Annotated in this window: 24 protein-coding genes; 15 read left to right on the forward strand and 9 right to left on the reverse strand. The window is 67.0% G+C overall.

The window, feature by feature from the left end; all coding sequences use genetic code 11:
- Positions 1-197: 197 nt before the first annotated feature.
- The 4 genes from DIZ26_RS13995 (at position 198) to DIZ26_RS37860 (ending at position 4283) form a co-directional block, all read left to right on the forward strand.
- Positions 198-1052 carry a helix-turn-helix transcriptional regulator gene (locus DIZ26_RS13995; RefSeq protein ID WP_232828333.1) on the forward strand — a complete coding sequence of 285 codons (855 nt, stop codon included), beginning with the start codon at positions 198-200 and terminating at the stop codon, positions 1050-1052.
- A gap of 18 nt (positions 1053-1070) precedes the next feature.
- Positions 1071-1613 (forward strand): hypothetical protein, encoded by a 543-nt coding sequence (locus DIZ26_RS14000; RefSeq protein WP_112241267.1) that lies wholly within the window; start codon positions 1071-1073, stop codon positions 1611-1613.
- 21 nt (positions 1614-1634) lie between these two features.
- Positions 1635-2039 (forward strand): helix-turn-helix transcriptional regulator, encoded by a 405-nt coding sequence (locus tag DIZ26_RS14005; RefSeq protein WP_112241269.1) that lies wholly within the window; start codon positions 1635-1637, stop codon positions 2037-2039.
- A 621-nt stretch (positions 2040-2660) separates the two neighbouring features.
- A complete protein-coding gene (locus DIZ26_RS37860) occupies positions 2661-4283 on the forward strand; it encodes a restriction endonuclease (RefSeq protein ID WP_198676093.1) in 1623 nt (540 codons plus the stop codon).
- A 53-nt stretch (positions 4284-4336) separates the two neighbouring features.
- On the opposite strand, the gene DIZ26_RS14015 is transcribed toward DIZ26_RS37860, so the two are convergent.
- The 4 genes from DIZ26_RS14015 to DIZ26_RS14030 all read right to left on the reverse strand — a co-directional run bounded on the left by DIZ26_RS14015 (position 4337) and on the right by DIZ26_RS14030 (position 8573).
- Positions 4337-5707 (reverse strand): NAD(P)(+) transhydrogenase (Re/Si-specific) subunit beta, encoded by a 1371-nt coding sequence (locus tag DIZ26_RS14015; RefSeq protein ID WP_112241271.1) that lies wholly within the window; start codon positions 5705-5707, stop codon positions 4337-4339.
- Positions 5704-6009: an NAD(P) transhydrogenase subunit alpha gene (locus DIZ26_RS14020; RefSeq protein WP_112241273.1), complete on the reverse strand. Its 306-nt coding sequence runs from the start codon at positions 6007-6009 to the stop codon at positions 5704-5706. The genes DIZ26_RS14015 and DIZ26_RS14020 overlap by 4 nt, the downstream gene beginning before the upstream one ends.
- Positions 6006-7130: an NAD(P) transhydrogenase subunit alpha gene (locus DIZ26_RS14025; protein WP_112241275.1), complete on the reverse strand. Its 1125-nt coding sequence runs from the start codon at positions 7128-7130 to the stop codon at positions 6006-6008. The genes DIZ26_RS14020 and DIZ26_RS14025 overlap by 4 nt, the downstream gene beginning before the upstream one ends.
- Positions 7131-7247: 117 nt before the next feature.
- Positions 7248-8573, reverse strand: coding sequence for a dipeptidase (locus DIZ26_RS14030; RefSeq protein WP_112241277.1), 1326 nt, complete (start codon positions 8571-8573; stop codon positions 7248-7250).
- A 94-nt stretch (positions 8574-8667) separates the two neighbouring features.
- Between DIZ26_RS14030 and DIZ26_RS14035 the strand changes: the two genes are divergently transcribed.
- Entirely contained in the window at positions 8668-9618 is a 951-nt protein-coding gene (locus DIZ26_RS14035) for a hypothetical protein (protein WP_112241279.1), read from the forward strand.
- On the opposite strand, the gene DIZ26_RS14040 is transcribed toward DIZ26_RS14035, so the two are convergent.
- Complete coding sequence (locus tag DIZ26_RS14040; RefSeq protein ID WP_112241285.1) at positions 9619-11112, reverse strand: serine/threonine-protein kinase; 1494 nt, start codon at positions 11110-11112, stop codon at positions 9619-9621.
- Between the two features lie 159 nt (positions 11113-11271).
- Here DIZ26_RS14040 and DIZ26_RS14045 point away from each other — a divergent pair, with 159 nt between their 5' ends.
- The 5 genes from DIZ26_RS14045 to DIZ26_RS14065 all read left to right on the forward strand — a co-directional run bounded on the left by DIZ26_RS14045 (position 11272) and on the right by DIZ26_RS14065 (position 16720).
- Complete coding sequence (locus DIZ26_RS14045) at positions 11272-12375, forward strand: hypothetical protein (protein ID WP_112241287.1); 1104 nt, start codon at positions 11272-11274, stop codon at positions 12373-12375.
- A 64-nt stretch (positions 12376-12439) separates the two neighbouring features.
- Positions 12440-13552 carry a hypothetical protein gene (locus DIZ26_RS14050; RefSeq protein ID WP_157979708.1) on the forward strand — a complete coding sequence of 371 codons (1113 nt, stop codon included), beginning with the start codon at positions 12440-12442 and terminating at the stop codon, positions 13550-13552.
- Positions 13549-14646 (forward strand): hypothetical protein, encoded by a 1098-nt coding sequence (locus DIZ26_RS14055; protein ID WP_112241291.1) that lies wholly within the window; start codon positions 13549-13551, stop codon positions 14644-14646. The genes DIZ26_RS14050 and DIZ26_RS14055 overlap by 4 nt, the downstream gene beginning before the upstream one ends.
- Positions 14647-14734: 88 nt before the next feature.
- Positions 14735-15889 (forward strand): hypothetical protein, encoded by a 1155-nt coding sequence (locus DIZ26_RS14060; protein WP_112241293.1) that lies wholly within the window; start codon positions 14735-14737, stop codon positions 15887-15889.
- A 96-nt stretch (positions 15890-15985) separates the two neighbouring features.
- On the forward strand, positions 15986-16720 hold the full coding sequence (locus tag DIZ26_RS14065; protein ID WP_112241295.1) for a metallophosphoesterase family protein: 735 nt from the start codon (positions 15986-15988) through the stop codon (positions 16718-16720).
- 45 nt (positions 16721-16765) lie between these two features.
- Here DIZ26_RS14065 and DIZ26_RS14070 read toward each other — a convergent pair whose 3' ends face one another.
- The 4 genes from DIZ26_RS14070 to DIZ26_RS14085 form a co-directional block, all read right to left on the reverse strand.
- The gene (locus DIZ26_RS14070; RefSeq protein ID WP_112241297.1) at positions 16766-17548 is read right to left on the reverse strand and encodes a hypothetical protein; all 783 of its coding nucleotides are present in this window, start codon (positions 17546-17548) and stop codon (positions 16766-16768) included.
- On the reverse strand, positions 17545-18075 hold the full coding sequence (locus tag DIZ26_RS14075) for a SigE family RNA polymerase sigma factor (protein WP_112241299.1): 531 nt from the start codon (positions 18073-18075) through the stop codon (positions 17545-17547). The genes DIZ26_RS14070 and DIZ26_RS14075 overlap by 4 nt, the downstream gene beginning before the upstream one ends.
- A 163-nt stretch (positions 18076-18238) precedes the next feature.
- Complete coding sequence (locus DIZ26_RS14080; protein ID WP_112241301.1) at positions 18239-19249, reverse strand: expansin EXLX1 family cellulose-binding protein; 1011 nt, start codon at positions 19247-19249, stop codon at positions 18239-18241.
- A 116-nt stretch (positions 19250-19365) separates the two neighbouring features.
- Positions 19366-20490: an alpha/beta hydrolase-fold protein gene (locus tag DIZ26_RS14085; protein WP_198676094.1), complete on the reverse strand. Its 1125-nt coding sequence runs from the start codon at positions 20488-20490 to the stop codon at positions 19366-19368.
- 54 nt (positions 20491-20544) lie between these two features.
- Between DIZ26_RS14085 and DIZ26_RS14090 the strand changes: the two genes are divergently transcribed.
- The 5 genes from DIZ26_RS14090 to DIZ26_RS14110 are packed head-to-tail and all read left to right on the forward strand — an operon-like array spanning position 20545 to position 24968.
- A complete protein-coding gene (locus tag DIZ26_RS14090; RefSeq protein ID WP_112241305.1) occupies positions 20545-21111 on the forward strand; it encodes a TetR/AcrR family transcriptional regulator in 567 nt (188 codons plus the stop codon).
- A gap of 21 nt (positions 21112-21132) precedes the next feature.
- Positions 21133-22263 carry a histidine kinase gene (locus DIZ26_RS14095; RefSeq protein WP_112241308.1) on the forward strand — a complete coding sequence of 377 codons (1131 nt, stop codon included), beginning with the start codon at positions 21133-21135 and terminating at the stop codon, positions 22261-22263.
- A 10-nt stretch (positions 22264-22273) separates the two neighbouring features.
- On the forward strand, positions 22274-23020 hold the full coding sequence (locus DIZ26_RS14100) for a LytR/AlgR family response regulator transcription factor (protein WP_112241310.1): 747 nt from the start codon (positions 22274-22276) through the stop codon (positions 23018-23020).
- 32 nt (positions 23021-23052) lie between these two features.
- On the forward strand, positions 23053-23400 hold the full coding sequence (locus DIZ26_RS14105; protein ID WP_232828334.1) for a hypothetical protein: 348 nt from the start codon (positions 23053-23055) through the stop codon (positions 23398-23400).
- Positions 23401-23432: 32 nt separating this feature from the next.
- Entirely contained in the window at positions 23433-24968 is a 1536-nt protein-coding gene (locus DIZ26_RS14110; protein ID WP_232828335.1) for a sodium/solute symporter, read from the forward strand.
- The last annotated feature ends 6 nt before the right edge of the window (positions 24969-24974 follow it).

Genomic DNA, 24974 nt, shown 5'->3' on the forward strand with positions numbered 1-24974 from the left:
TGAGCGCGCTAAATCGACGCACCCTGTATATGGTCGGTTCCTGAACGAGCGTTAGAAGGGTGTAGACAGTGCTGGAACCGTTAGGTGTGGACGAGGCCACCTTCGCGGTCTATCACGCCCTTCTACGTGAGCCCGAGAGCACACCGGAGCAGATTGCCTCACTCCTGAATTGTGCATTGGACGAGGTTCACCACCGGATGGATGTTCTCCGGAAACTCGATCTTCTGGTTCCGACCTGGTCGAACCCGACCGTCGAACACGCTGTTCACCCCAGGGTCGGCCTCAGCGGGCTCGCGGAGCGCCGACGCAGCGAACTGAACAAAATGCTTGGCGAACTGAGTCAGGCCGAGGCCTCGGCCGAGGTACTGGCCGAGCAGTACAACGAACTTCTCACCTCCCGGACCAGCGGCGACGTCGAGGTGTTGCGTGGCCGCGCTAACGCTTCTCGCCGGATCGAGGAGCTGGGGTCGAAGGCCCGCGAATCGTTCTGGGGACTCATCCCCGCCCACGTCGACGACATCGTCGCCCCGGCGGAGGAATCCCCGGACATCCCGCTGCTCGAGCGCGGTATCAAGATGCGGAGCGTCTACCTCCAGAGCATGACCGTCTCGAAAGCCGGACTCGAGTTCGCCTCGTACATGTACAAGCTCGGCGGCGAGGTCCGCGCGACTCCGACCCTTGCGATGCGGCTGCTCATCATCGACCAGGAAATCGCGATCATGCCGCTCAATCCGGAGGTCGAGAGCGACGGCGCGGTGATCCACCGCAGCCCATCCGTCCTGGCGCTGGCGATCGCCCTCTTCGACTCGTACTGGTCCCGCGCCACGGAACTGTTCGCCCCCGAGGACCGCGAAGACAACTCTCCCCTCACCCCACACGAGGCCGAGGTACTACGGCTCCTCGCCGGCGGCGCCAAAGACGAGCAGGTCGCCCGCCTCCTCGGCATCTCCCTCCGCACCGCCCGCCGCATCACCGCGAACCTCTCCGAGCGCCTCGACGCCACGTCCCGCTTCGAACTAGGAGTAGCCGCAGCCAAACGCGGCTGGGTCTGACACAAGCCTGGAGCCGACTTGTTCGAATCGCTGGGGATCACAAGCACGGCACTGCAGATCTACAGAGCACTCCTGGACGAGCCCAACATCGGGGCGGAGGAGTTGGCCGCGACCACCGGCCACTCCCTTGCGCAGGTAGAGGACAGTCTCAACGAGCTGCGCGAGTTCAAACTCCTGATCCCACGCTGGACCGGCGGCGCCGAGTATGCCGTCCATCCGAACCTTGGCTTCTCCATCCTCAGCCGGCGTCGGCGCCAGCAGCTGAACCAGCTGACCGAAGAGCTTCACGCGGATGAGTTGAGAGCCGAGCTGATCACTCAGCAGTACAACGAATCGATGCGCCGCCGCAACGAACGCGAAATAGAGATCGTCGAGGGTAGCGAGCGCGCCCATCAGAGAATTGGCGAATTCCGCCCGACGAAGTCGTTTTGGGCACTGAACAACTTGGCGGAAACGAATCCAGAATTCGGTGACCCGGCAGATTCACCAGACAAACCATATCTCGACGCCGACATTGATTTCCGCGTCATCTTCATGACGGCCACCTTGACCAACAAATGAATCTTCGAGTACTTCGGCTGGATGCACGCCAACGGTGCGAAAATCAGGACATCACCGACCGTGCCAATGCGCTTGATGATTTTCGATGGAATTGCTGCTGTGACTGCGCTCGATCCCGACGACCATTCCGCCGGCTTGGTGGTGCACCACAGCAAAGCTGCGCTGACGATGGCGAAGGCTCTCTTCGAGCGCTACTGGCAGGACTCGACCGATCCATTCGCCGGTGAACTCAAGTCATCGAAAGACCTGGCACCGCAGGAGGCTGAGTTGTTGAATCTGTTGGTCCAGGGGGCTACTGATGAGCAGGCGGGGCGGAAGTTGGGGGTTTCGTTGCGGACGGTGCGGCGGATGGCGGCCAAGTTGAGTGAACAGGCGGGGGCGTCGGGACGGTTCGAGTTGGGGGTGCGGGCGGCTCAGCGGGGGTAGGTGCGGTAAGAGCGGGGAATGAGCGACCAATTCTTCTGGTGTGCGGGGACGGAATTACCGGACTGGACCGCTTCAGATGCACCAGCCGCGCGCGTGTTGGCCGGAAGCTGCCAAAGGGTTGTGGTCTCGGCAGAAAAGTGCTTTGGCGTTGACCCATTCGACGCCGGTCGAAAGTTGTTCGGCGTACTGGGCGACTGCGGGCGCTAGCGGGAGCAGCAGGAGCGAAAGTAGGACGGTGCTGCTGGAGAGTGGGCGGGCTGATTACGTCGTACGAGCGGACACGGTCATCCTTGGCTTTCGGGCATGACGAATAGACCGCGAGGCGGCCGGATCGTCACATTGACGGGCGGAATGCCACCAAAATCTCAGCGGCAGAGGTGGGAGCCGACAGCTCCACGACCCGCCCCGAACCTATTCGCCACCCCCAGCCCGGTCAACGCGATCCACACCTCCCACCCCGGCCGCATGGTGCATTGGCACCACCCGGCCTCATACCGCCGATCCGATCCGCCAGGCCTTGGGCGCCGTCTCGGCTTCGAGACCTTTCGCGCCGGGCCGACGACACTTACAGTGACTTTTCGGTCACAACAGTGACTGAGCGTCTGGGGTCAGGGGGTCATGGTGGGGCGTCGGAGAGGATTCTTTGCCGAGCTGGAACATCAGCGGATACAGCAGCAGAAGCAGGCGGCTCGCTTCCAGCGGGAGAACGACCGGCTTGCCGCTCAGGCTCGCCGAGCCAAGGAGCGCCAGATCCGAGAGGCGGACCGGGCGGACAAGCAGGCGGCCAGGGAGGCAGCTGCGGAGTATCTCCGCCTTCGCCAGGCCGAGACGGACGCCCTCAACGAACAGTTGACCGGCCGGGTGCGCGAGCTCGACGGCATTCTCATCGCGAGCCTCGCGAGATCTGTACGCGTGCCCTTCGCCTCGCTGCGACAGACACCCTCCATCAAACCGTTCCAACCCGGGAAGCTGGCTGCACCACTCGCACCACCGGCCTGGGAGGACTATGCCCCGCCTGCTCCGAAATCACTGCAACGACTCTTCAAGAAGACTCAACTCGAGCGTGAGCAGCTGGACGCCGCCGCGAGGTTCGAGAGCGCGCAGGCGCAGTACGCCGTAGCTGAACGGGACCGTCTCGATCAGTTACAGCGAGCCAGAGCGGCCTACGAGGCGAAGGCGGCCCGACAGCGGCTTGACGCGAGCGCGGCCAACGCCAAGGTGGACGAATTCGAACGCGCGTACCTGGCGAGAAGTCCGGAGGCGATCAACGACTACTTCGAGCTCATGCTCGAGTCCCGGGACCTACCCGCCGGACTGCCGGCCGATGTCGAGGTCGCCTTCCAAGCCGACAACGGACGGCTGCTGGTGGTGATGGAACTTCCCGGGGTCGACGTGATTCCGCCCGAGGTCGAACATCGCTACGTCCGCACCAAGGACGAGATCGTCCCGAAAGCGCGTCCTGCGCGCGACATCGCTCAGCGCTACACCAATCTGGTCGCGCAGTTGGTGCTCTGTACGATCCGCGACATCTACGAAGTGGCAGCCCCGGACCTGATCGCCGAGGTTGCCATCAGCGCACATGTTGCGACCCGGAACCGAGCGACCGGCAGACCCGAGCGGCCGTGTCTGGTCAGCGTCTTGACCACCCGCGAGCAGTTCAGCGACCTGGTGCTCGTCGATCTCGACCCCGTTCAGTGCCTTCGGCACCTCAACGCACTGATCTCCCCGCATCCCCACGATCTCGAGGCCGTCCGTCCGGTTTTCGACCCGGACCTGTCGAAGTACAAGTTCGTCACCGAGCACGATGCTGCCGTTGGTCTGGATAGCCGGACCGTCCTCGTCGACATGCCACCGACGGAGTTCGAGCACCTGGTTCGGCAGCTGTTCGAAGCGATGGGGATGAAATCGTGGGTCACCCAGGCGTCACGCGACGACGGCGTTGACGGTGTCGCCTTCAACGAAGATCCGATCATGGGCGGCGTCTGCGTGATTCAGGCCAAGAGGTACAAGAACATCGTGCCGGCCGACGCAGTTCGCGCACTGGCCGGCGTGATGGGTCAGAAGAAGGCCAGCCGAGGTGTGCTGGTCACCACCTCGTGGTACGGGAAGGCGACGATCGACTTCGCCGACGACCACGGCCGCATCCAGCTGATCGACGGTCAGCAGCTGAAGTACATGCTCAAAGAGCATCTTGGGCTGGATGTGGTCATCGGTGAACTCAACCGGCGGCGCCAAAGCAGCTGACCGGCGGAACGGGGTGCTCACCGACCTGAGTGAGCACCCCGTCGCCGATGAGACTAGACGGTCTTGACTGCGGCGAGGAGTTTGGTTAGGGAGTCTTTGGCGTCGCCGAAGAGGAGGGTGGTTCGGGGGTCGTAGAGGAGTTCGTTCTCGATGCCGGCGAAGCCGGGGCGCATGGAGCGCTTCAAGAAGATGACTCGTTGGGCTTCGTCGGCGTTCAGGATGGGCATGCCGTAGATGGGGGCGCTCGGAGTGTTGCGGGCGGCGGGGTTGACGACGTCGTTGGCGCCGACGACGAGGACCACGTCGGTGGCCTTGAAGTCGGGGTTGATCTCGTCCATCTCGCGGAGCTGATCGTAGGGGACCTGCGCTTCGGCGAGGAGCACGTTCATGTGCCCGGGCATGCGGCCCGCGACCGGGTGGATCGCGTAGTCGACCTTCACGCCGCGACCCTGCAGTACCTCGACCAGTTCGCGCAGCGTGTGCTGGGCCTGCGCGACCGCCAGGCCGTACCCCGGGACGATGATGACCCGTTGCGCGTACGCCAGCAGGATCGCCACATCCTGAGCCCCACCCGAGATCACCGGCCGGTCGGACACCGTTCCGGCCCCGAGGGTCGAACCACCGCGGACAGCGCCGAACAGGATGTTGAAGACCGACCGGCCCATCGCGTCGGCCATCAGCTTCGTCAGCAACGTACCGGCTGCACCGACAAGCGTTCCCGCCACCAGCAGCAGCGTGTTGCCGAGGACGTAACCGCCCGCGGCCACTGTCAGGCCGGTGAAGGCGTTCAGCAGCGAGATGACGATCGGTACGTCGGCGCCGCCCACCGGCAGCACCAGCATCACGCCGACCGCCAGACCGACCAGGCAGAGCAGTACGCCGACCCACACCCGCGGGTCGGACACGAGCCACCCCGACAGCGCGATCGCGCCGAGAATCCCGGCCACGAACAACACGGGCAGCCCCGGGAACGTCACCGGCCGGGTCGTCATGAGTTCCTGCAACTTGGCGAAGGTGACGATCGAACCGGAGAAGCTGATCGCACCGACCACGATGGTGAACGCGGTGGCGATCGCCGCGACGGTCTCGCCCGACTGGACCTCGCCGAGCTCCATCAGCGCGACCAGCGCCGCGGCACCACCACCGACACCGTTGAACAAGGCCACCAATTGCGGCATGTGGGTCATCTGCACCCGGCGCGACCCGATCACACCGCCGACCGCGCCGATCACCAGCGCGATCAGGATCGGCACCAGATGATGGGGCTTGTAGGCGATGAACGTGATGAGCACCGCCAGCACCGCGCCGGCTGCGCCGAGCAGGTTCCCGGTGCGCGCAGTACGGGGTGACGACAGCGCCTTGAGGGCGACGATGAAGCAGACCGCCGAAACCAGGTAACCGATCTGGGCCCAGGTGGCGATCACTTGTGCAGCTCCTTCTTGCGTGCCGCGGGTCCGCGGAACATCTCCAGCATCCGGTCGGTGACGACGAAACCGCCGACCATGTTCACGGTGGCCAGTACGACGGCCAGCAGGCCGACGATGACGACCAGCGCGGAGTCGGCCTGACCGGTGACGATGATCGCGCCGACCAGGATGACGCCGTGGATCGCGTTCGCCCCGGACATCAGCGGGGTGTGCAGGGTCGAGGAGACCTTGCTGATCACCTCGACGCCGACGAACGCGGCCAGCACGAAGATGGTCAGCAGGGCGATGGACTCGGTCATCTGGACGGTCCTTCCAGGAGCTCCCGGGTCGGCTCGTGCAAGACCGAGCCGTCGTGTGTGACGCAACAGCCGGCCACGATCTCGTCGTTGAAGTCCGGATCGAAGGCGGCGTTGCGGGTCATCAGCGTGATCAGGTTCGCGATGTTCTGGCCGTAGAGGCGGCTGGCCGGGCCGGCCATCTGGCTGGGCACGTTCGCGCCGCCCCAGACCAACGCGTTCCCGATCATCAGTTCGGTACCGGCGACCGAGCCCTCGACGTTGCCGCCGGATTCCGAGGCCAGGTCGACGACGACGGAGCCGGGCTTCATCTGCTCGACCATCGACCGCGACACCAGCATCGGCGCGGTCCGGCCAGGTACGGCGGCCGTGGTGATCAGGGCATCCGCACCTGCGACGTACGGCGCGAGTAGGTCGCGCTGGAGCTGCGCGCGCTCCTCGGTCATCTCGCGGGCATAACCGCCAGGGCCGTCCAACGTGCCGAGTTCCAGCTCGATCGGGCTGGCTCCCATCGACGCGATCTCTTCGGCGGCGGCGGTTCGTACGTCGTACGCCTTCACCACTGCGCCGAGGCGCTTCGCGGTCGCGATCGCTTGCAGGCCTGCGACGCCGGCACCCAGGACGAGGACCTGCGCGGGCGGGACCGTGCCGGCGGCGGTCATGTTGAGTGGAAAGAACCGGGGCAACCGTTCCGCGGCGATGATGGCCGCGCGGTAGCCGGCGACCAAGGCCTGCGAGGACAGGGCGTCCATCGACTGGGCCCGGGAGATCCGCGGGATGAGCTCCATCGCGAAGGCGGTCAGCTTGGCCCGGGTCGCGGCCCGGATCACGTCCGGCGGGTTCGTGGGCAGGAACGACATCAGCGCCGTACCGGCATGCAGCCGCTGCAGGCGTTCGCGTTCGAGCGGCTGTACCGACACGACGACGGTCGCGGCGTGGTCGGCTCCCCAGGCGACCTCGGCGCCGGCTTCGCGGTAGGCGTCGTCGGAGTACAACGCGCGCTCACCTGCCGCGGGTTCGACCGCGACCTCGTAGCCGAGCTGGACAAGTTTGGTGACCTGTTCCGGCACCAGCGCCACCCGGCGCTCCGCCGGTCTGGTCTCGCGCACTACTGCGATCTTCACTCGCCGAAACCTATGCCAAACCCTGGGTACCCGGAAACCCCGGTACCAACTTGTTCGCCACACTGTTGCGTCCGAAGAACCGTGGGCCCTGCCCCTCGGTCCTTCGGACGCAAGAAATCAGGCCAGGTTCTGCAGCAGGTGGGCCTCGGCGAGGCAGACCTTGGTGAACTCCTCCAGGTGCAGACCCTCGTCGATGCCGTGGGCCCGGGTGTCCGGGTCCTCGACCCCGGTGACCAGTACGGCGGCCTGCGGGAACGCCCGCTGGAACTCCGCGATGAACGGGATCGAGCCGCCCATCCCGGTGTCGACCGGCTCGACCCCCCAGGCCGCCGCGAACGCCGACCGGGCCGCGTCGTACGCCGTACCGCGGGCGTTGATCGAGCAGGGCTGGCCGATATCGCCTTCCGTGACAACGACCTGGGCGCCCCAGGGAGCGTTCTGCTCCAGGTGGTTGACCAGGGCCTGCATCGCCTTGACCGCGTCGTCGCCGGGCGCGACCCGGAGGCTGACCTTGGCCTTGGCGACCGGCACGAGCGTGTTGCTCGCCTCGGCGGTCCGCGGTGCGTCGATCGCGAGCACCGAGATCGACGGCCGGGTCCACAGCCGGTCGACCAGTGAGCCGGAACCGGTCAGCCGGACCTGGTCCAGCACGCTCGACTCGGCCCTGAACCGGTCCTCGGGATAGTCCAGATCGGCCGCACGGGAAGCGTGCAGACCGTCGACCGCGACGTCACCGTTCTCTGTGTGCAGCGTCGCCAGCAACCGGCACAACGCGGTCAGCGCGTCCGGAACAGCACCGCCGAAGAGGCCGGAGTGCACTGCGTGCTCGAGCGTCCGTACTTCGACGTAGCAGTCGACCAGGCCGCGCAGCGACACTGTCAACGCCGGCTGGCCGACCGCCCAGTTGCCCGAGTCGGCGATCACGATCGCGTCGCAGGCCAGCTCGTCGGCGTACTCGTCGAGCAGTTGCAGCAGGGTCGGCGAACCGATCTCCTCCTCGCCTTCGACGAACACCGTCACGCCGACCGGAAGATCGTTGCCGAAGGCCCGTACTGCGGCGAGGTGGGCCGCGATACCGGCCTTGTCGTCGGCGGCACCGCGGGCGTAGAGCCGGCCGTCCCGCTCGGTCGGCACGAACGGGTCCGTGGTCCACTCCTCGACCGCGCCGGTCGGCTGCACGTCGTGATGCGCATAGAGCAGCACGGTCGGCTTGCCCTCGGGAGCGGCCTTCTTCGCGATCACAGCCGGCGCGCCCTCGCCGGCGCGGACGATCTTCACCTCGAAGCCCTCGGCCTCGAACAAGGCGGCGGTGGCCTCGGCCGATCGCTGGACGTCGCCCTTGCGGGCCGGGTCCAGGCTGACCGAGGGAATCCGGATGAGGTCCTCGAGATCGGCACGAACACTGGGCAGAACGCGGTCGATAGCCGCTTTCAGATCGGTCATGCGCCCTACGGTACGGCGGCGCTGCGCGTCAATGATTACCGGACTACGCTGAGCTGACCGAAGGTTTCCGCCCCAACCTGAAGAGGACCCGCCCATGCCTCGCCCGTTTGCCATCCTTACTGCCTTCATCACCACAGCCACTGCACTTACGGCGGCAGTCGCTGCTCCTGTCACTGCCAGTGCCGCCATCAGTTGCGACACCGCGACCACCGGCGGCAGCACCTTCTACGACGGCCCGTCCGCGTCGGTGAAGTACGACGCCCGGTTCAGCAACTCCAGCATGACCGTGCCCGAGCTCGGTTCGTACACCCCGCAGGGAGCCGGTACTTGGTACAACTGGGACGGCTCCGGCCAGAACCTGATCCTGGTCGCGTCCTACCGCAGCGGTGCCGACTCGCACATCTACGGCATCAACCCGTCCACCGGTGCAACGGTCGGCGTCGTCGCTGTCGCCGAGGCGCACGTCGGTGGCATCACCACCAGCAAGGGCTGGGCGTTCGTCGCCGGCACGAGCAACACCATCCGCAAGTACCGCCTCACTGAGCTGCGCGACGCAATGAAGGCCGCCGGTACGCCGTACCTGGCACAGGTCGGTACCGCGCGGTCAGTGGCCGGCGCCTCCTTCCTGACCAGCTATGGCGACTCCGTGTGGTCCGGCTCGTTCAACGAGACCGGTCGCGGAACCATGTACGAGTACAAGATCGCTGACGACGGCACGCTCACCACTGTGGCCGGCGCCTGGGAGATCCCGACGAAGACGCAGGGGCTCCTCGTCACCGCGACCCACTTCATCTACGCCACGTCGTACGGCCGGGACAACCGGAGCAACCTGTACGTCGTACGTCGCGGCCAGAAGGATCTCGACGCGGCCACCCTGAGCTGTTTCCGGTCGCCGAGCATGGCCGAGGGCATCACGGAGTACAACGGCACGGCGTACCAGGTCTACGAGTCGGGCTCGTACCTCTACAGCGGCGATCCGGCGACGCTCAACGTGATCAGCAAGATCCACAAGGCCACGGTGTCGTCCCTGACCTCACTGGCGTAGCTACTTGACCTCGACCGAGTCGAGCACCTTCCGGAGCTCGGCTTGGTCGTCGTCGCGCACCTGAATCCTGACCAGCTCCTTGTCGGAGAGCTGGATGTAGCGCTCGACGACCGTCGGCGTACAGGAGTAGGTGAAGGTGACAGCCTTCTTGTTGCCGATCGGCGAGTCGTCCCGGGTAGAGGGACCGCAGCCCTGCGGCGGCGTCGGGCTGGGCGGCAACGAGGTCGCGTTCAGCACTCCGGCGAAGACTCCGGGGACCTTGGCCTGCTTCTGCCAGTCGGACGTGCTCGTACTGACCAGCAGTGCCGCGTTCGCCCCGGTGGTGGGCCCATTGGACTTCTGTGTCCAGTCCCTCGGCACCTTGACCGTCAGCCGCCCACTGCTGTCGTGCACTTCGACCGGCCGGCTCATGACGAGCTGGTAGCCCCCATAGCCGCCACCGCCTGCCAGTACTACGGCTAGCACGGCTGCGATCGCCCGGGCTCGACCGCCTCGGCGCCTGACCGGCGCTGTGGTCGCCGGGCTCTCCCCAGCGGCGGTCTGCGCTTCGGACAGGCCACCGGCGAGCGGGGCGATGGTGGGCCGGTCCGAATCCGACAGTTCGGTCGCCTGGTCGATCGCGCCCGGTCCAGCCGGGACGGACAGCTCACCGGCCGGGACCAGGTTGGCTGGGATCTTGCCGGTGGTGTGGGCCTCGTTGAGAGCGTCGAGGAAGCTGTCGAGGTCAGGCCAGCGCTTGTCGCGAACGGGTTCCAGCGCACGGCGTACGACGGCGTCGATCGCCGGGGGGATGTCGCTGCGGATCGTGCTCATCGAGGGCGGCGGGGCGTCGATCCGCATCACCGCGCCCAGGCTGATCACGCCGTGCGGGGCCTGCCCGGTGAACGCGGCGTACGCGACGGCGCCCAGCGAGTACAGATCGGCCCGCTGGTCCAGGCGGTCCCCCATGACCTGCTCCGGAGCCACGTACGCCGGTGTGCCACCGGGCATGGTCAGCTGGGACACCGTCTCGAGTGACTTGCCGAGTCCGAGGTCGCCGAGCATCGCGCGGTCCCCGGCCGGATCGGTCCGGAACAGCACGTTCGCCGGCTTCACGTCGCGGTGCAGGACGCCCCGGGCATGCAACTGCTTCAGCCCGCTGCCGACCTGGGTGACGATGTCGACCACGTCGGCGATCTCCAGCGGGCCGGCCTTGATCTTGTCGGCCAGCGAACCGCCGTCGGCGTAGGTGAGGACCAGGTACGGGCGGCCGTCGTCGGCCTCGCCGATGTCGTGTACGCCGACCACGTGCGGCGAGTCGACCCGGCGCAGGAAGCGTCCCTCGGCCACGAACCGGCGCCGGACGTCGTCCTCGTCGATCCAGTTGTCCGAGAGGATCTTGACCGCGACCTCGGCGTCCAACTGCTCGTCGCGGGCCAGCCAGACGGTCGCGAAACCCCCGGCACCCACCCGGCGGACCAGGGAGTACCGGCCGATCCGGGGTGGCTGGTCCATGTGCGCATTATGCTCGATTCCTTCTGCGACCGTGTCGCCAGTACTGTGTTCCGGCACCGCTCGGTCACGCAGACGCCGCTTACTGTCACAGCACTGTGACGCTCGGAGCCAACCGAACGCCTGCTTGCGGCGTCTGAAACGGGGATGGAAACAGGGCGCGTGTCAGCCAGGATCCGGCCGCTGGTCGCCGTGGTGGCCGCAGTAGCGGTCGCCGCCGTGGCAGTCGGCGGTCTGCTCGCGTCCAGGCGCAACCCCGAAGCCGCTGCAGGTACCGCGGTCCCACTGGCCGCTTCGAACAAGCCACAGCCCGGTACGCCGCCGAAGAAGCTCGCTGTCGACGCCACCAAGCTCCAGCTCGGCCGCGAGCCACAGGTCCCGTACGTGCGGGGCCGGACCCTCCAGGGCGGTGGCGGCCGGCCGGTGGTCATCCCCGGCAAGAACGAACTGGTTGCCGTCGCGAGGCTCTGGGACCTCACACTGACCGTGCAGCTCAAGGGCGTGACGAGCCCGGTCCTGGTCGTCTTCGACGGCGAGGGCAAGCAGGTGAACCAGGTCCCGGGCGTCGACTCGCTCGTCACGAGCGCCGACGGTCAGGCTGCGGCGTACGCATCGGGCGGTCGGTTCGCGGCCGACGCGACGGCCGGCGGCACTGTCTACTTCCAGGAGCCGGGCAAGAAACCGACAGCGCAGCTCAGCCGCCCGCACGTGTACGACCTGGAGGTTCTGGCGGTCATCGGCAAGACCGTGTACTTCCACTCGGCCCGCGGGACCGACGTACCGTGGGAGCTCTACCGGTGGCAGGTGGACAAGCAGACAGTCACCAAGGTCTCCGCTGTAGCTTCTCCGGTCGCGGTGTCGACCAGTGGCAGCGCCGTTGCGGGATTCGTGGTGTTCAACGACAGCGGCATGTGCACAGCTGTCACAGATCTCGCCAGTGGACGACAGAGCTGGCGCACCTGCCAGTACCAGCTCACGCGCTTCAGCCCGACCGACAGGTTCGTACTGGCGATCCCACCCGGCAGTTCGCCGTACGGCGATGCGCTGACCGCCGCGTTGGACAGCAAGACCGGTGCCCTGCTGCGCGAGTGGGACGCGAGCTCTCTGCGCGGCGCGGTTGCCGAGGACGACGACCACGTGTTGCTGCAGTGGCACGACCGGCCGGAACCGCAATCACGATCGGCACTGGTCCGCTGCACGATCAGCACTGGCCAGTGCGAGCTGGCCACCCCGTTGTCGTCCGAATCACTCCTGCTCGGATCATGACGAACAAATCAGGCTCGACCCGCGTCGTATCCGCGACGGCGACCAACCGATAGGACAACTGAACGTGAGAACGGGGAACGGCCGGCTGGCCATTGGGGTGGCCGCCGTCGCAGTACTGGCTGTGGTGGGCGGTGCGGCCTTTGCGGCTCGTCGTGGCCCTGTCACGTCCCCGGCAACCGCAGCGAGCCCGCTTGCCGCAACAGCCACACCGGCGAGATCGACGGTCAAGGTGGATCTCGCGAAGCTGCCCACGGGCCGCCCTCCGCAGGTGGCCTATGTGAACGGCCGGACGATCAAGGGCGGCCTCGGAGAGGACGTGACGGTACCCGGCCGGCAGGAGATCTTCCGCGCGGTCCGGTACGACGGTGACGCGCTGGTGATCCTGGAAGTCGGCATGGGCGACTCCGAGCTCGTCCGGGTCAGCAAGGATCAAGGCATCCTTCCTGGCAGCACTCCTGCTGTTGCGAGCCTGGTGACCTCGGTCAACGAGGACGCGGTGGCGTACGGGACGTCGCGCAGCAACGCCGACCACACCAGGCGGCAGGGCAACGCGGTGTACTGGCGCAACGCCTTCACCGACAACAAGCTCAACCGTCCTGACGACTGGGCGTCCACCGTGCTGGCCGTGGACGGCGACACCGTGTACTTCGCCGCCAGCATCGACCGCGACGGCCAGACCTCGACGCTGAACGCCTGGCACACCCAGACCGGCAAGGTCGACCTACTGAAGTCCTTCAGGTCACCTGCCGTGGTCGACTTCCAGGGCACGAACGGGGTGGACCAGATCTCCGGTGCTGCCCAGACGTTCTGCTCGGCGCTCCGTGAGCTAGCGACCGGCAGCCAGCTCTGGCGGACCTGTGAGTACTCGCTGAACGGGTTCACGCCGGACGGCCGGACCGTGATCGCCACACCGGACTTCCGTGGCGAGGGAGGCGATCCGTCGACTACCGCGATCGACACCAAGACGGGCGCAGTACGGCGGCAGTGGACCGGTGTGCAGTTCCTCGGCGCGACCGCTGAGGACGACGACCATCTGCTGATGGTCGTCGACACCGGCGAGAACACCGCGAGCGCGATCATCCGATGCAGCATCGGCTCGGGCGCCTGTGAACTCGCGACCGCTCCCGCGCGCACGGCCCGGCGGGACACGCTGCGGCTCATGGGTGAACGGTCATGAAGCGGAAGAGCGGCCTTCTGGTCGTCTCGGTTACCGCAGTGACCGTCGCTGCGGTTGTCCTGGGTGGCACAGTCGCTTCTCGCCGGGTCCCCCACTCCGAGAGTGTTGCGGCCGCCGCGCCGCTGCCGCCGTCGACCGGCGTACCGGCTACCACTGGACCGACCAGGATCACGCTGTCTCTGCAGGGACTCGGTAAGGGACAGCCGCCCACGAACCCTTATCTGGTTGGCCGTGAGGTCCGCGGCGGTGCCGGTGGACCGGTGCGGATCCCTGGCACCGAGGACGTCCTCGAGATCGCCCGGGTGAACAGTTCCGTCCTTGCCCTCACCACGAACGACAACGGCTGGCACCTCCAGCGGCTGAACGCGCACGGCACCAAGACCATCAACGGCGTCAACCACCTGGAGATCAACGCGGACCGCAGCGGTGCCGCGTTTGCCTCGTACGACGGCGGTCTGCCGCCGGTCGAGGGCGGCACTGTCTATGCCGACTCGGGCTCGTCGCTGAAAACGCTGAAGCTAAAGACCGGCTGGAACTTCAAGGTCCTCGCCTACGCGGCCGGCAAGGTCTACTACCAGTCCTCCGACGTACTCGGCTCAGGTGCCACCTGGAGCACGTACGCGTGGACTCCCGGCGAGCCGAAAGCCTCGCTGGTGAAGACGATTCCGTATCTGAACAAGCTGACCGCTGACGGCAAGACCGCAGCCTCGACGCTCCTGGTGAACAACAGCGGCTCGTGTTCTGCGATCAGCGCCGTCAGTACCGGGCTGCGGGCCTGGAAGACCTGCGACTACTCCCTCAACGGGTTCAGTCCGGGTGGCGCCATGGTGTTCGGTTCCCCCTCACGCGATCAGGGCAGCTGCGCCTCGGCGGCGGCGGTCCTCGATGCCAGGACCGGGCGGCTGCTCCGGGAGTGGAAGGCCTGCGTGCAGAACGCGGCACCGGAAGACGACGAGCACCTGTTGCTGGTGGTGAGAACATCGGATGCCGTGGGCAACAACTCGCCGTACGGGATCGTGCGCTGTGCCATCAGTACCGGCGAGTGCGAGCTCGCGATGCCGCTCAGCCCGGAGCAACTCCTGCTGAGCTCATGATCGAGACTGGGAACGGCCCTGTCATCACTACCCTGCCTGCTACGTCGCTGGTCGAAGTGGCACGGTTACGCCTTTTGGAGCCTCGTAAATGAAGCAGAAGAACGGCCGGTTGATCGTGCTGGTCGCAGCGATCGCAGTGGCCGCCGTAGTGGTCGGCGGCGCCATCGCCTCCCAGCGCGGACCCGAACCGGGCGCGAACTCCGCAGCTCCGCTGTCCGCCACCAGTTCAGCCCCGCAGACCCCTGCCGGTACGCCGTCCGCCCAGACGCCACCGGCGACTCCGTCTGCAGCCGGCAGCCCGGTGAAGGTGTCGCTGAAGCTGAGCAGGCTCAGCAAGGGTCGTGACCCGCAGGTGGCGTACCTGGTCGGCCGTGAAGTCCGCGGTGGAGCAGGCGACGTGGTGAAGGTGCCGGGCAACGAGCAGATCCAGGCGATCACCCGGGTCGGCGACGCCGTACTGGCCGTGGTCAGCAAAGGTCTCGGCACCGAGCTCCTCACAATCCAGTACGACAAGGTCGAGCACACTCCCGATGTCACCTCGGTCGTCAGCACCGCCGACGGCAAGGAGGCTGCTTATGCGACCAAGAAGGTCAGCGCCACTGACGGCGGAGCGCGCGAGGGCAGCACGGTCTACGCGACGGTCACCGACGCCGGTCTGCCCGAGGTGAAGAAGCTGGAGCTGGCGAACCGGTGGGACGTCTCGGTGCTCGCCTACCAGGACGGCAAGGTCTACTACCGCGCCTTCACAACCCAGAACTCGCCTACCTGGCAGCTGTACGAATGGGACCCGGCGAAGTCGGAGGCCACCGAGGTCAAGACGATTACCTCTCCGACCGCACTGTCCGGCGACGGCAAAACAGCCGGAGTACTGACCGTGCTGAACGACAACGGCACCTGCTCGGCCGCGATTGAAGTTGCCAGCGGCAAGCGTTTGTGGCGGACCTGTGAATATCAGATCAGGGGCTTCACGTCCGACGGGCGGACGGCGATCAGCGGACCGGCGAGGGTCGACGGGTACGCCGACGGGCTGGTCGCGGCGCTCGACGCTCGGACCGGGAGTCTGTTGCGGGAGTGGTCCGGGTTGTCGTTCCGGCAGACCGTTGCCGAGGACGACCAGCACCTGCTCGTCCTCGCCGACGACGGCTCGGAGACGAAAGCATCCATCATCCGCTGCACCATCACCACCGGCGCCTGCGAACTCGCGACTCCCCTCGCCAAAGGCGAACTCATGATCGGCCAGTAGACGCTCTTTGGTGCGTACACCCGTTCGCTGGGTGGCGCGTCTGCTGGTAGCAGAGAAGGCCTCGGGTGGGTGGCGGTTGCGGCGACACTGGTCGGTATGAGCGTTGTGGTGCTGGCCGATATCCACGCAGTACTGCCCGCGTTGGAAGCCGTGCTGGCGGAGCCTGACGTCGCGGACGCGGAAGTGATCGTGCTGGCGGGCGACATCGCCAGCGGTCCGCAGCCGGTGGAGACGCTGGATCTCCTTGTTTCCTTGGGCAAACGCGCCGTCTGGGTTCGCGGGAACGCGGACCGGGAGCTGGTCGCGATGGCTCGCGGCTCATTCGAGGGCACACCGCCCGACGCGGTCAGCCCGTGGGCCGCGTCGCAGCTGCGACCCGACCAGGTGGAGTTGCTCGACAACCTGCCGACCACCGTGACGCTCGGCGACACGCTCTTCTGCCACGCGACCCCGCGCGACGACGAGGAGATGGTGCTCGTCGACAGCCCGATCTCCCGCTGGACAACGGTACTGGCCGGCGTACCGGACGACATCAGAACCATCGTCTGTGGCCACACCCACATGCCCTTCGCCCGCCAGGTCGATCGCCGCCTGGTCGTCAACGCCGGAAGCATCGGCATGCCCTACGGCGCCCCCGGCGCAAGCTGGGCCCTGCTGACCCCCAACGGCGTCCAACTCCGCCATACCCACTTCAACGCCACCGAGGCCGCGGCCCACCTCGCCCAACACTCCACCTACCCCCACATCACCGCCTGGTCAGCCGAATACCTCCTGACCACCTACTCAGACACCGAAGCCCTAGAAGCCTTCCGCCCCCGCACAGAAATCTGATCCACCGCGCTACCCACACGGTTGGCGGCCGCCTGCGCGGGACCATCAGCGGGGTGAAGTGAAGGTTCCCCAGACTGTGCTGGGGCCGGTTGGGGTTTGGGTGTGGGCGTGGTAGGTGTCGCGCTTGGTTTTGCGGGGGCCGGGGGCGTGGTTGTACTGCGCGGCGAACTCGTGCTCGCCGGTCGGCACGGTACGGCCGGGCTTCAGGGTCCAGCGGTAGAGCAGTGCACCGCCGGACTCCTGGACGGTGACGATGAAGTCGTCGCTTGACAGGGTCTGCCAGTTGCCGGTCTTCTGCACACCGCCCGTCTGGGCAATGCGTAGTTCCACGGTGAGCGAGGTGAGCTGCTGCGTGGTCTTGAGGAAGAGATCGTTCTGGGCCCAGAAGGGGTTGCTGTGCACGTCTATCGAGCCCTGGGACCGCAACGGCCCGTCCTGCAGCCGGCTAGCGCCCGATGGAGTCGAGCGCGGGCTGGGCGAGGTAGTGGCAGGGGCTTGACCGGTGCTCGTGGCGCGCGCCGAGGGCGTCGAAGTGGAGGTGACGATCGGGGACGGAGCGGGCGAAGTGCGGGCTGTGCGAGTGGGGGCGGCGGCCGGCAGCGACGGAACTCCGCCGATGGCGGCAACTGCCAGACCACCGGTCGCCAGAGTGGCAGCGGCGACCATACCGACGATCGCCGCGCGGGGCCATGACCTGGCGATCGAAGGTGTGCGATGCCGGACGGCCGGGTCGGCCATGCCGCGCTCGACTCGCGCCAGAATCCTTGCACGGTTGGGTTCGTGGGACTCGGCGGCTTCTCGCAGCCGTCGGCTGATGTCCTCGTTCACCGGTTCCTCCTCCCTGCCGCTAGTTCGCCGACTGCTGCTGCGCCGAGCAGCGATTCCAGCTCGGCCATTCCCTTCGAGGTCTGGCTTTTCACCGTACCGACCGATATGCCCAGCGCCGCGGCGGTGTCCTTCTCGGACAAATCGAAGGCGTGGCGCAGTACCACGCACGCCCGCTTGCGGAACGGCAGCCGACTGAGCGCGGCCCGCACGTCCAGCACCACCGCAGTGTCCGGCCCATCCGCCACTTCTGTACTGCGTGACCAGAACAACGCCACTCGCCGCCGCTCACGCACCGTACTCCGGATCCGCTCCCGCGCCAGGTTGGCCACTACGCCGCGGGCATAGGCCACCGGGTGTTGCGCCGCCTTCAACCGGTCCCAGCGCTGCCACAGGGCGACCATCGCATCGGCGGCAAGGTCGTCGGCCGCGTCCTTCTCGCCTGTCAGGAGGTGCGCGAGACGCGACAGTTCGGCGTGGTGGCGTTCGAAGAAGTCGTGGAACTCCGCGGACGCGTCGTCGAGGAGCATCTGCCGCGGTCGCCCTCCCCCTGCGATGTGCGCGTTAACAAGCTGCCCGAGCGTAACAGCGCCCCTCCCCGGCTGCCGAACGGCGAACGCCGGCGGAGGCGAGGTCAGCGCTGACCGGCTCATGGCGGTTCGGTGATGTCCTGACGACGGCTCGGCGGCACGATCAATGCCGCGCGAACTGTACGCCGGTCCGCTGCGCGACGTCCGGTTTGAGTGCTATCCCCTTGATGGTCAGCCGCTCACCGTAGATGTCGGTGATCCTGATCGCCTTGCCGCAGCCACTGCCGTCGGTGGAAAGGAAGTAGTTGTAGTCGGTGCGGTGCAGCTTCCGCCAGCCTTTGGCGGTCTGGACCTCCAACACGGCCAGCGGGTTGCGATGACCGATCGCCTGCACGCCGCACCAGTACTGGCTGGACCCGTCCTTGTACCGAATGGAGATCGTGCCGGACGCGGCAGGACTCACCAGGGACCAGGTGATCGCGAGCCGGCCGACGGAGAGCTTGGCGAGCTTGGCGAAAGCCTGTTGGCTGAGGTCCAGTTGCCCCGGGGCGCAGGGCAACGGGCAATCGTTGACGATCCGTACCGTGATGGAGGCGCCGTTGGCCGCACGGACCAGCACGTGCGCCCCGCAGGCCTTGGCAGACTCGTAGTCGGTGTGGTTCATCGCCGCGATCATCAGGTCGCCGCCGGACGGCCCGTAGAGACACGCGCCGTTCCCGTCACCTGCCTCGTAGGCGGTCGCGACGCCGCGGTACCGGACGCCGGGCTTGATCCGTCCCGCCAGCGATCCCGAGGTCGCCGCGGCCGGCGTACGCGGGGTCTTGGAAGCCACGCGCTGAGTGCTGGATGCCACGCGGGGGCTAGGAGTAGCCGCAGGCGGGCGGCTTGAAGGCGTCGTAGTACGGGGCGATGACTTCGGTTTCGTGACGGGCGTCGGCGTCGGTGCGGTGGTGGCGTCGGCCGTGGCGTCCGTGGAGCCTGAACCGGACGGAACTCTCATCTTCGAACCCGCGACGGACACGTCCGCAGTACGGCGAGGAGCAGCGCCGCCCCTGGTGGGGAGTACGGCGATCAGGCAAACCACCACACCGGCAGCCAGTAGCACGACCGGAATCCCCAAGGCCCACCGCTGCTGCTTCGGCAGCTGCTCCGCACCGTGCTTCGTTGTCCTCATATCCATCCGTTCAGTTGACCGAGTCGACGTCCACCTCCAGTTGCCACCACCGGCCAAAAGGTTGCCGCCGCCAGGGAATTGCTCATCGGCGGCACGGAGGCCTACCGGAGAGCGGCTTACTGGAGGGCGGCGATGATCCCGTCGGCCAGGCCTCCTCGCCAGCAGGCCAGGTCGTGACCACCGCGGTATTCCCTGAACGACACCGCGTGACCACTGGCCTGCAGAACGTCGCGGAATCGGTGATTCTCCGTCAAGAGGTCGCCTTCCTGGCTGCCGACTTCCAGAAAGAACCGCGGCCGCCGCGGGCCGGCCTTCTCGTAGGCTGCGATCACCGCCGCGCCGGGGAGCCCGCCGGACTCGTCGCCGGGCCACCAGAGTGCGGCTGACTGGCCGATCACCCAGCCGATCTTGTCCGGTGCGACCGCCGCGACCTGGGCAGCAGCCAGGCCTCCAAGGCTTTGGCCGACAAGCACTGTGCGACTGGGGTCGCTGCTTACCGGATAGCTGGCGCGCAGGTACGGCAGCAGCTCGGCCAGAACGAAGTCGACGAACTGGTCCGGATGTGTGAGGCTCTGGATCCGCGTGGGTCCGCGCTCGACGGAACCATTGATCGACTCGATCAGGACGGCGACGAACGGCGGTACGGCGCGATCGGCGACCAGGTTCGCGAACGTGGCTGTGATTCCGATCCGGATCCAGGACCCGCCGTCGAAGGAGATCACCAGCGGTAATTGCGCCAGCGGTTGATCCATAGCGGGGGTCCAGACGTGGATGACGGAGTCGCCTAGTTCGACCCGGGACAACTCTCCCGGCGGTACGTCGGGGCGCCGGGCGACCCACGGCTGCGGCAGCGCGGCCGGCAGTTCGAGAATCGAAGCCGGACCGGGATTGCCCCACAGGGTCCCCGGTGGCAGGCCCTCGGGGGCGGTCGGATCCGGCACACCGGTCGCAAGAACCTGCAGCCATCGGTCCTCGTCCGGCGTCTGCCCACGCAACGGCCGATCGCGAACCGGGCAGAGCTGATAGGCCGTCCGCAGGTCGGCGGGCAGCTTGGAGGTCCACGTCCAGCTACCATCCGGCCCGGGCTCCATCAGATAAGGGGACAGATCCCCCGCGTCGTAGGCGTCATCGGTGAGGGCGATGAGCCGGACGAGAACGTCAAGCGCGGGGTGCGAAGAGTCGGTTTCAGCCCATCGCAAGGTGACCTCGTGCTCCGGGATGAGACTCTCAGGGTTAGACATGCTTCGTCGTACCATGAGACTGTTCGTTTCATCCACGAACTGACGGAGTGACCGATGGACAGCCGATTGCTCGCTGTGGCCACCGAGTTGCTCGACCAGGACGGCTGGACGGCGCTCAGCCTCGACCGGATCGCCGAGCGGGCCGGCGTCTCACGGGCAACGGTCTGGCGAGCCGGACTCACCCGCGCCAACGTCGAACTCGTGCTGCGGCGGAAACTGGCGGCTGACTACCAGGAACTGATGTGGCATCCGCTGACCATGCCCGGCTCCGGCCTTGATCGCCTCCAGGCAGCCCTCAGGTCTCTCTGCGCGGTCGCCGAGCAGAACCTCCCCTTGCTCGCCCACACCGACCTGGCCTTCCACGAACCGGACCTCGACGCAGCCGGCTTGGAACTCGACTACTTCGGCCCATGGCTGCGCATCCTCGAGCAGGCCGCCGCCGATGGAACCCTCCCACCGATCGACAACCCGACGAGATTCGTCGTAGCCCTCACCGATGCCCTGCTACTCACCTACGTCCACCTCCGCGCCCACCACAGCACCTACGGCTGGACCCCCGACAGCACAGCCGACCACCTCATCAACCTCCTGACCCACGGCTACCTCCCCCGCTCGGTCTGATCGGCGGGTTACCGTCGGGGCATGTTTGCTCGGCGGCGGAAGCATTTCGGGACTCCGGCTGACAAGGCGACGTATGCGACTTTGCATACCGCCTCGTTGGCCACGCCGAGTTTGCGCGAAGGGTTGACGCCCGAGGCGGCGGGTAAGGCGAGCAAGCATCTGCGGGACCTACTCGGTACTGCGGCGATCGCGATCTGCGATTCGTCCGGCGTACTCGCCTGGGACGGCGTCGGCGGACCATACGAGTCCAACCATCGTGTGGACGCCAAGTCCATCGCCGCACACACCCTGCGCACCGGGCGGACCGCAGTACTCGGTGCTCATGATGTCGCCTGCAAAGACCCACAGTGCCCGATCCGTACTGCGGTCGTCGCTCCGATCGTCACCGAAGAACGCGTAGTAGCGGTACTGGTTGCATATAGCCCTCGCTCGTCGGCCGCGCTCGTCCGGGCAACCGAGGAGGTAGCCCGCTGGGTCTCCGGTCAAGTGGAACTGGCGGAGCTCAACAAGGAACGCACCCGCGCAATGGAGGCCGAACTCAGAGCGCTCCGAGCCCAGATCAGCCCGCACTTCATCTACAACGCGCTTGCCGCGATCGCCTCGTTCGTCCGCACGGACCCAGAGCGTGCCCGTGAGCTCCTGCTCGAGTTCGCCGACTTCTCCCGCTACGCCTTGCGCAGAGGCGGCGAGTTCACGGCGCTGTCCGACGAACTGCGCAACGTCGAGCGCTATCTCGTGCTGGAGCAAGCACGATTCGGTGAGCGCCTGACCGTCTCGCTGCTCATCGCGCCCGAAGTACTGGCTGTCGCGATCCCTTACCTTGTCGTCCAGCCGCTCGTGGAGAACGCCGTACGGCATGGGCTGGAAGGCAGCACCGGCGTCGGGCGCATCACCATCCGCGCGCTCGACCGCGGCTCGGAAGCAGAGATCAGCGTCGAGGACGACGGTGCCGGCAGCGACCCCGAGGTGATCCGCGCAGCCTTGGCCGGTGAGCCGAGTGGCGACTCGATCGGCCTCGGCAACGTCGACTCCCGGCTGCGGCAGGTGTACGGCGACGCGTACGGGCTGGTGGTGGAAACGGCTCCGGACGCCGGCACGAAGGTAAGTTTCCGAGTACCCAAATACTCCTCAGGCGTGCATGCGTCCCCTTAGTGTGTGGGCCATGACCGACTCTCCGTTGCGTGCGCTCGTTGCCGATGACGAGGAGCCGGCGCTGGCCGAGTTGGTCTATCTGCTGCGGCAGGACGAGCGGATCGGCGAGATCCTGACCGCGTCCAACGGGCCCGAGGCGCTGAAGATCCTGCAGGCGGCCGATCTGGACGTGGTGTTCTGCGACATCAAGATGCCCGGCCTGGACGGTATCGACCTGGCCCGGGTGCTGTCGAAGTTCGCCAAGCCGCCGCGGATCGTCTTCGTCACCGCGTACGACGAGCACGCCGTCGACGCCTTCGATCTCAATGCGACCGATTACGTGATGAAACCGGTCCGCGCCGAGCGCCTGACCGAAGCAGTACGCCGAGTCGTCAACGCCGGCACGCCGACCGCTCAGCCGCCGCCGGTCGACACAGGAGAGGAAACCATCCCGGTCGAGCTCGCGGGCGTGACCCGGTTCGTCCAGCGTTCCACCGTGCGGTACGTCGAGGCGCAGGGCGACTACGCGCGCCTGCACACCGGCCAGAACTCACATCTGGTGCGGATTCCGCTGAGCACGCTGGAGGAGCGCTGGCGCGACGCCGGGTTCACCCGGATCCACCGCAGTACGTTGGTGGCCTTGGCTCACGTCGACGAGATGCGGGTCGACGGCGGTCGCTGCGCGGTCCGGGTCGGCGACGACTGGTTGCCGGTCAGCCGCCGGCACACCCGTGAACTGCGCGACCTGCTGGTCCGGTCGACCTCGCTGCGGGGATGAGTACGCCGGCGGAGGGACCGCGACGGGTTCGGGTGACGAGCCCTCGGACGAGCGCGGCCCGCCGCCCCAGTACGCCGGCCGGCACCCGCGAGATCGACGAGCAGACCCGCCTCGGCGAGGTCTACATGTACTCGCTGATCCAGTCGCAGCTCCGCCTCGCCCTCGCCGTGGTCGCCGGCGCTGCCGTGGTACTCGGCGGGCTGCCGCTGCTCTTCGCGCTGCTGCCCGCCACCCGCCATTTGCTGGTGCTCGGCATCCCGCTCCCCTGGGTCTTGCTGGTCTTCGTGGTCTACCCGGTGGTCTACATCTCGGCGCGGATCTACGTGCGCAACGCCGAGCGGATCGAGGCCGAGTTCACCGAGTTCGTCGGGCGGAAATGATGCCGGCCCGGAGGAATTAGATGTCATCGGCAATGAGTTTGACCGCGATCGGATTGGTGATCGCGGCAACTATCGGCATCGGGCTGTTCGGCTTGCGGATCTCCCGCACCACCAGCGATTTCTACGTCGCCAGCCGGGCCGTCTCGCCGCGTTGGAACGCCTCCGCCATCAGTGGCGAATACCTGTCGGCGGCATCTTTCCTCGGCGTCGCAGGGTTGGTGCTGGTGAACGGCGCCGACATGCTGTGGTTCTCGGTCGGCTACACCGTCGGCTACCTGATGCTGCTGGTACTGATCGCCGCGCCGCTCCGTCGCTCGGGCGCCTACACGCTGCCGGATTTCGCCGAGACCCGCTTCGAATCCGCAGTGGTGCGCCGGCTCTGCTCGGGCCTCGTAGCCGGAATCGGCTCCCTCTATCTGCTGCCGCAGCTCCGCGGTGCCGGCTTGACCTTCCATGCGGTCACAGGAGCTCCCCCGGCGGTCGGGGCCGCCATCGTCGCGGCGATCGTGGTGATCAACGTGGCCGCCGGTGGGATGCGGTCGATCACCTTCGTCCAGGCCTTCCAGTACTGGCTGAAACTCACCGCGCTCGCCGTTCCGATCTTCGTCATCCTGATCACCTGGCGATCGATGGAGCACCCGGTCGGGCTGCTCGACTCACTGCAGGGCGCAGGCTCGGAATGGGCCGAACCGCTTTCCCACGCAGGCGGTCGTGACCACCCCCTGTACGCGACGTATTCGTTGCTCTTGGCCCTTTGTTTCGGCACGATGGGCCTGCCGCACGTCCTGGTCCGCTTCTACACCAACCCCGACGGGCGAGCCGCGCGCCGGACAACCGTCGTCGTCCTGGCACTGCTCGGCATGTTCTACCTGTTCCCGCCCCTGTACGCCGTACTCGGGCGATCCTTCGCCGCCGACCTCATCGGGACGTCGCCTGACACCGTCGTCCTCGAACTGCCCAGCCGGATCTTCGCCGGTACCACCGGCGATCTGCTCGGAGCTCTGCTGGCCGCCGGGGCGTTCGCCGCGTTCCTGTCGACCTCGTCCGGGCTCACGGTCGCCATCGCCGGAGTGATCGACCAAGACCTGCTCCGATCGCGGCTGCACCGACTGACCGGTGGCGATTACCTTGCAGTGAACAGTTTCCGGATCGCAGCGCTGCTGGCGATCGCCATCCCGTACCTCGCTTTCAACCTCACCAAGGCGCTCAGTCTCGCCGACACGGTCGGGCTCGCGTTCGCCGTCGCCGCGTCGACCTTCTGCCCTCTGTTGGTGCTCGGCATCTGGTGGCGCAAGATGTCCGTCCCCGGTGCCGCGGCCGGACTCGTGGTCGGCGGAGTCGCCGCGATCACCGCCGTCCTGGTCAACGTGATCGGACCGCCGTCCGGCGGCTGGCCGAAGGCGCTGTTCGGTCAACCGGCCGCCTGGACGATGCCACTCGCCTTCCTGACCGTCATCGTGGTGTCGAAACTGACCCCGCACAGAATCCCCCGCGGCACCGCCCGCAGCATGGTCCGCCTCCACACCCCCGAAGCCGTCGACGTCGACCGCGGCCTACCGCCCGCCTGACACCGC

This window comes from Kribbella monticola (assembly GCF_003261635.1).
Lineage (GTDB): Bacteria > Actinomycetota > Actinomycetes > Propionibacteriales > Kribbellaceae > Kribbella > Kribbella monticola.

Bases quoted from the DNA above. Each gene is read 5' to 3' on its own strand.
- DIZ26_RS13995 (WP_232828333.1), top strand. From the start codon at position 198: ATGGATGTTCTCCGGAAACTCGATCTTCTGGTTCCGACCTGGTCGAAC.
- DIZ26_RS14005 (WP_112241269.1), top strand. From the start codon at position 1,635: ATGCACGCCAACGGTGCGAAAATCAGGACATCACCGACCGTGCCAATG.
- DIZ26_RS14020 (WP_112241273.1), bottom strand. From the start codon at position 6,009: ATGACCGAGTCCATCGCCCTGCTGACCATCTTCGTGCTGGCCGCGTTC.
- DIZ26_RS14030 (WP_112241277.1), bottom strand. From the start codon at position 8,573: ATGACCGATCTGAAAGCGGCTATCGACCGCGTTCTGCCCAGTGTTCGT.
- DIZ26_RS14035 (WP_112241279.1), top strand. From the start codon at position 8,668: ATGCCTCGCCCGTTTGCCATCCTTACTGCCTTCATCACCACAGCCACT.
- DIZ26_RS14040 (WP_112241285.1), bottom strand. From the start codon at position 11,112: ATGGACCAGCCACCCCGGATCGGCCGGTACTCCCTGGTCCGCCGGGTG.
- DIZ26_RS14055 (WP_112241291.1), top strand. From the start codon at position 13,549: ATGAAGCGGAAGAGCGGCCTTCTGGTCGTCTCGGTTACCGCAGTGACC.
- DIZ26_RS14060 (WP_112241293.1), top strand. From the start codon at position 14,735: ATGAAGCAGAAGAACGGCCGGTTGATCGTGCTGGTCGCAGCGATCGCA.
- DIZ26_RS14065 (WP_112241295.1), top strand. From the start codon at position 15,986: ATGAGCGTTGTGGTGCTGGCCGATATCCACGCAGTACTGCCCGCGTTG.
- DIZ26_RS14075 (WP_112241299.1), bottom strand. From the start codon at position 18,075: ATGCTCCTCGACGACGCGTCCGCGGAGTTCCACGACTTCTTCGAACGC.
- DIZ26_RS14080 (WP_112241301.1), bottom strand. From the start codon at position 19,249: ATGAGGACAACGAAGCACGGTGCGGAGCAGCTGCCGAAGCAGCAGCGG.
- DIZ26_RS14085 (WP_198676094.1), bottom strand. From the start codon at position 20,490: ATGTCTAACCCTGAGAGTCTCATCCCGGAGCACGAGGTCACCTTGCGA.
- DIZ26_RS14090 (WP_112241305.1), top strand. From the start codon at position 20,545: ATGGACAGCCGATTGCTCGCTGTGGCCACCGAGTTGCTCGACCAGGAC.
- DIZ26_RS14095 (WP_112241308.1), top strand. From the start codon at position 21,133: ATGTTTGCTCGGCGGCGGAAGCATTTCGGGACTCCGGCTGACAAGGCG.
- DIZ26_RS14100 (WP_112241310.1), top strand. From the start codon at position 22,274: ATGACCGACTCTCCGTTGCGTGCGCTCGTTGCCGATGACGAGGAGCCG.
- DIZ26_RS14110 (WP_232828335.1), top strand. From the start codon at position 23,433: ATGAGTTTGACCGCGATCGGATTGGTGATCGCGGCAACTATCGGCATC.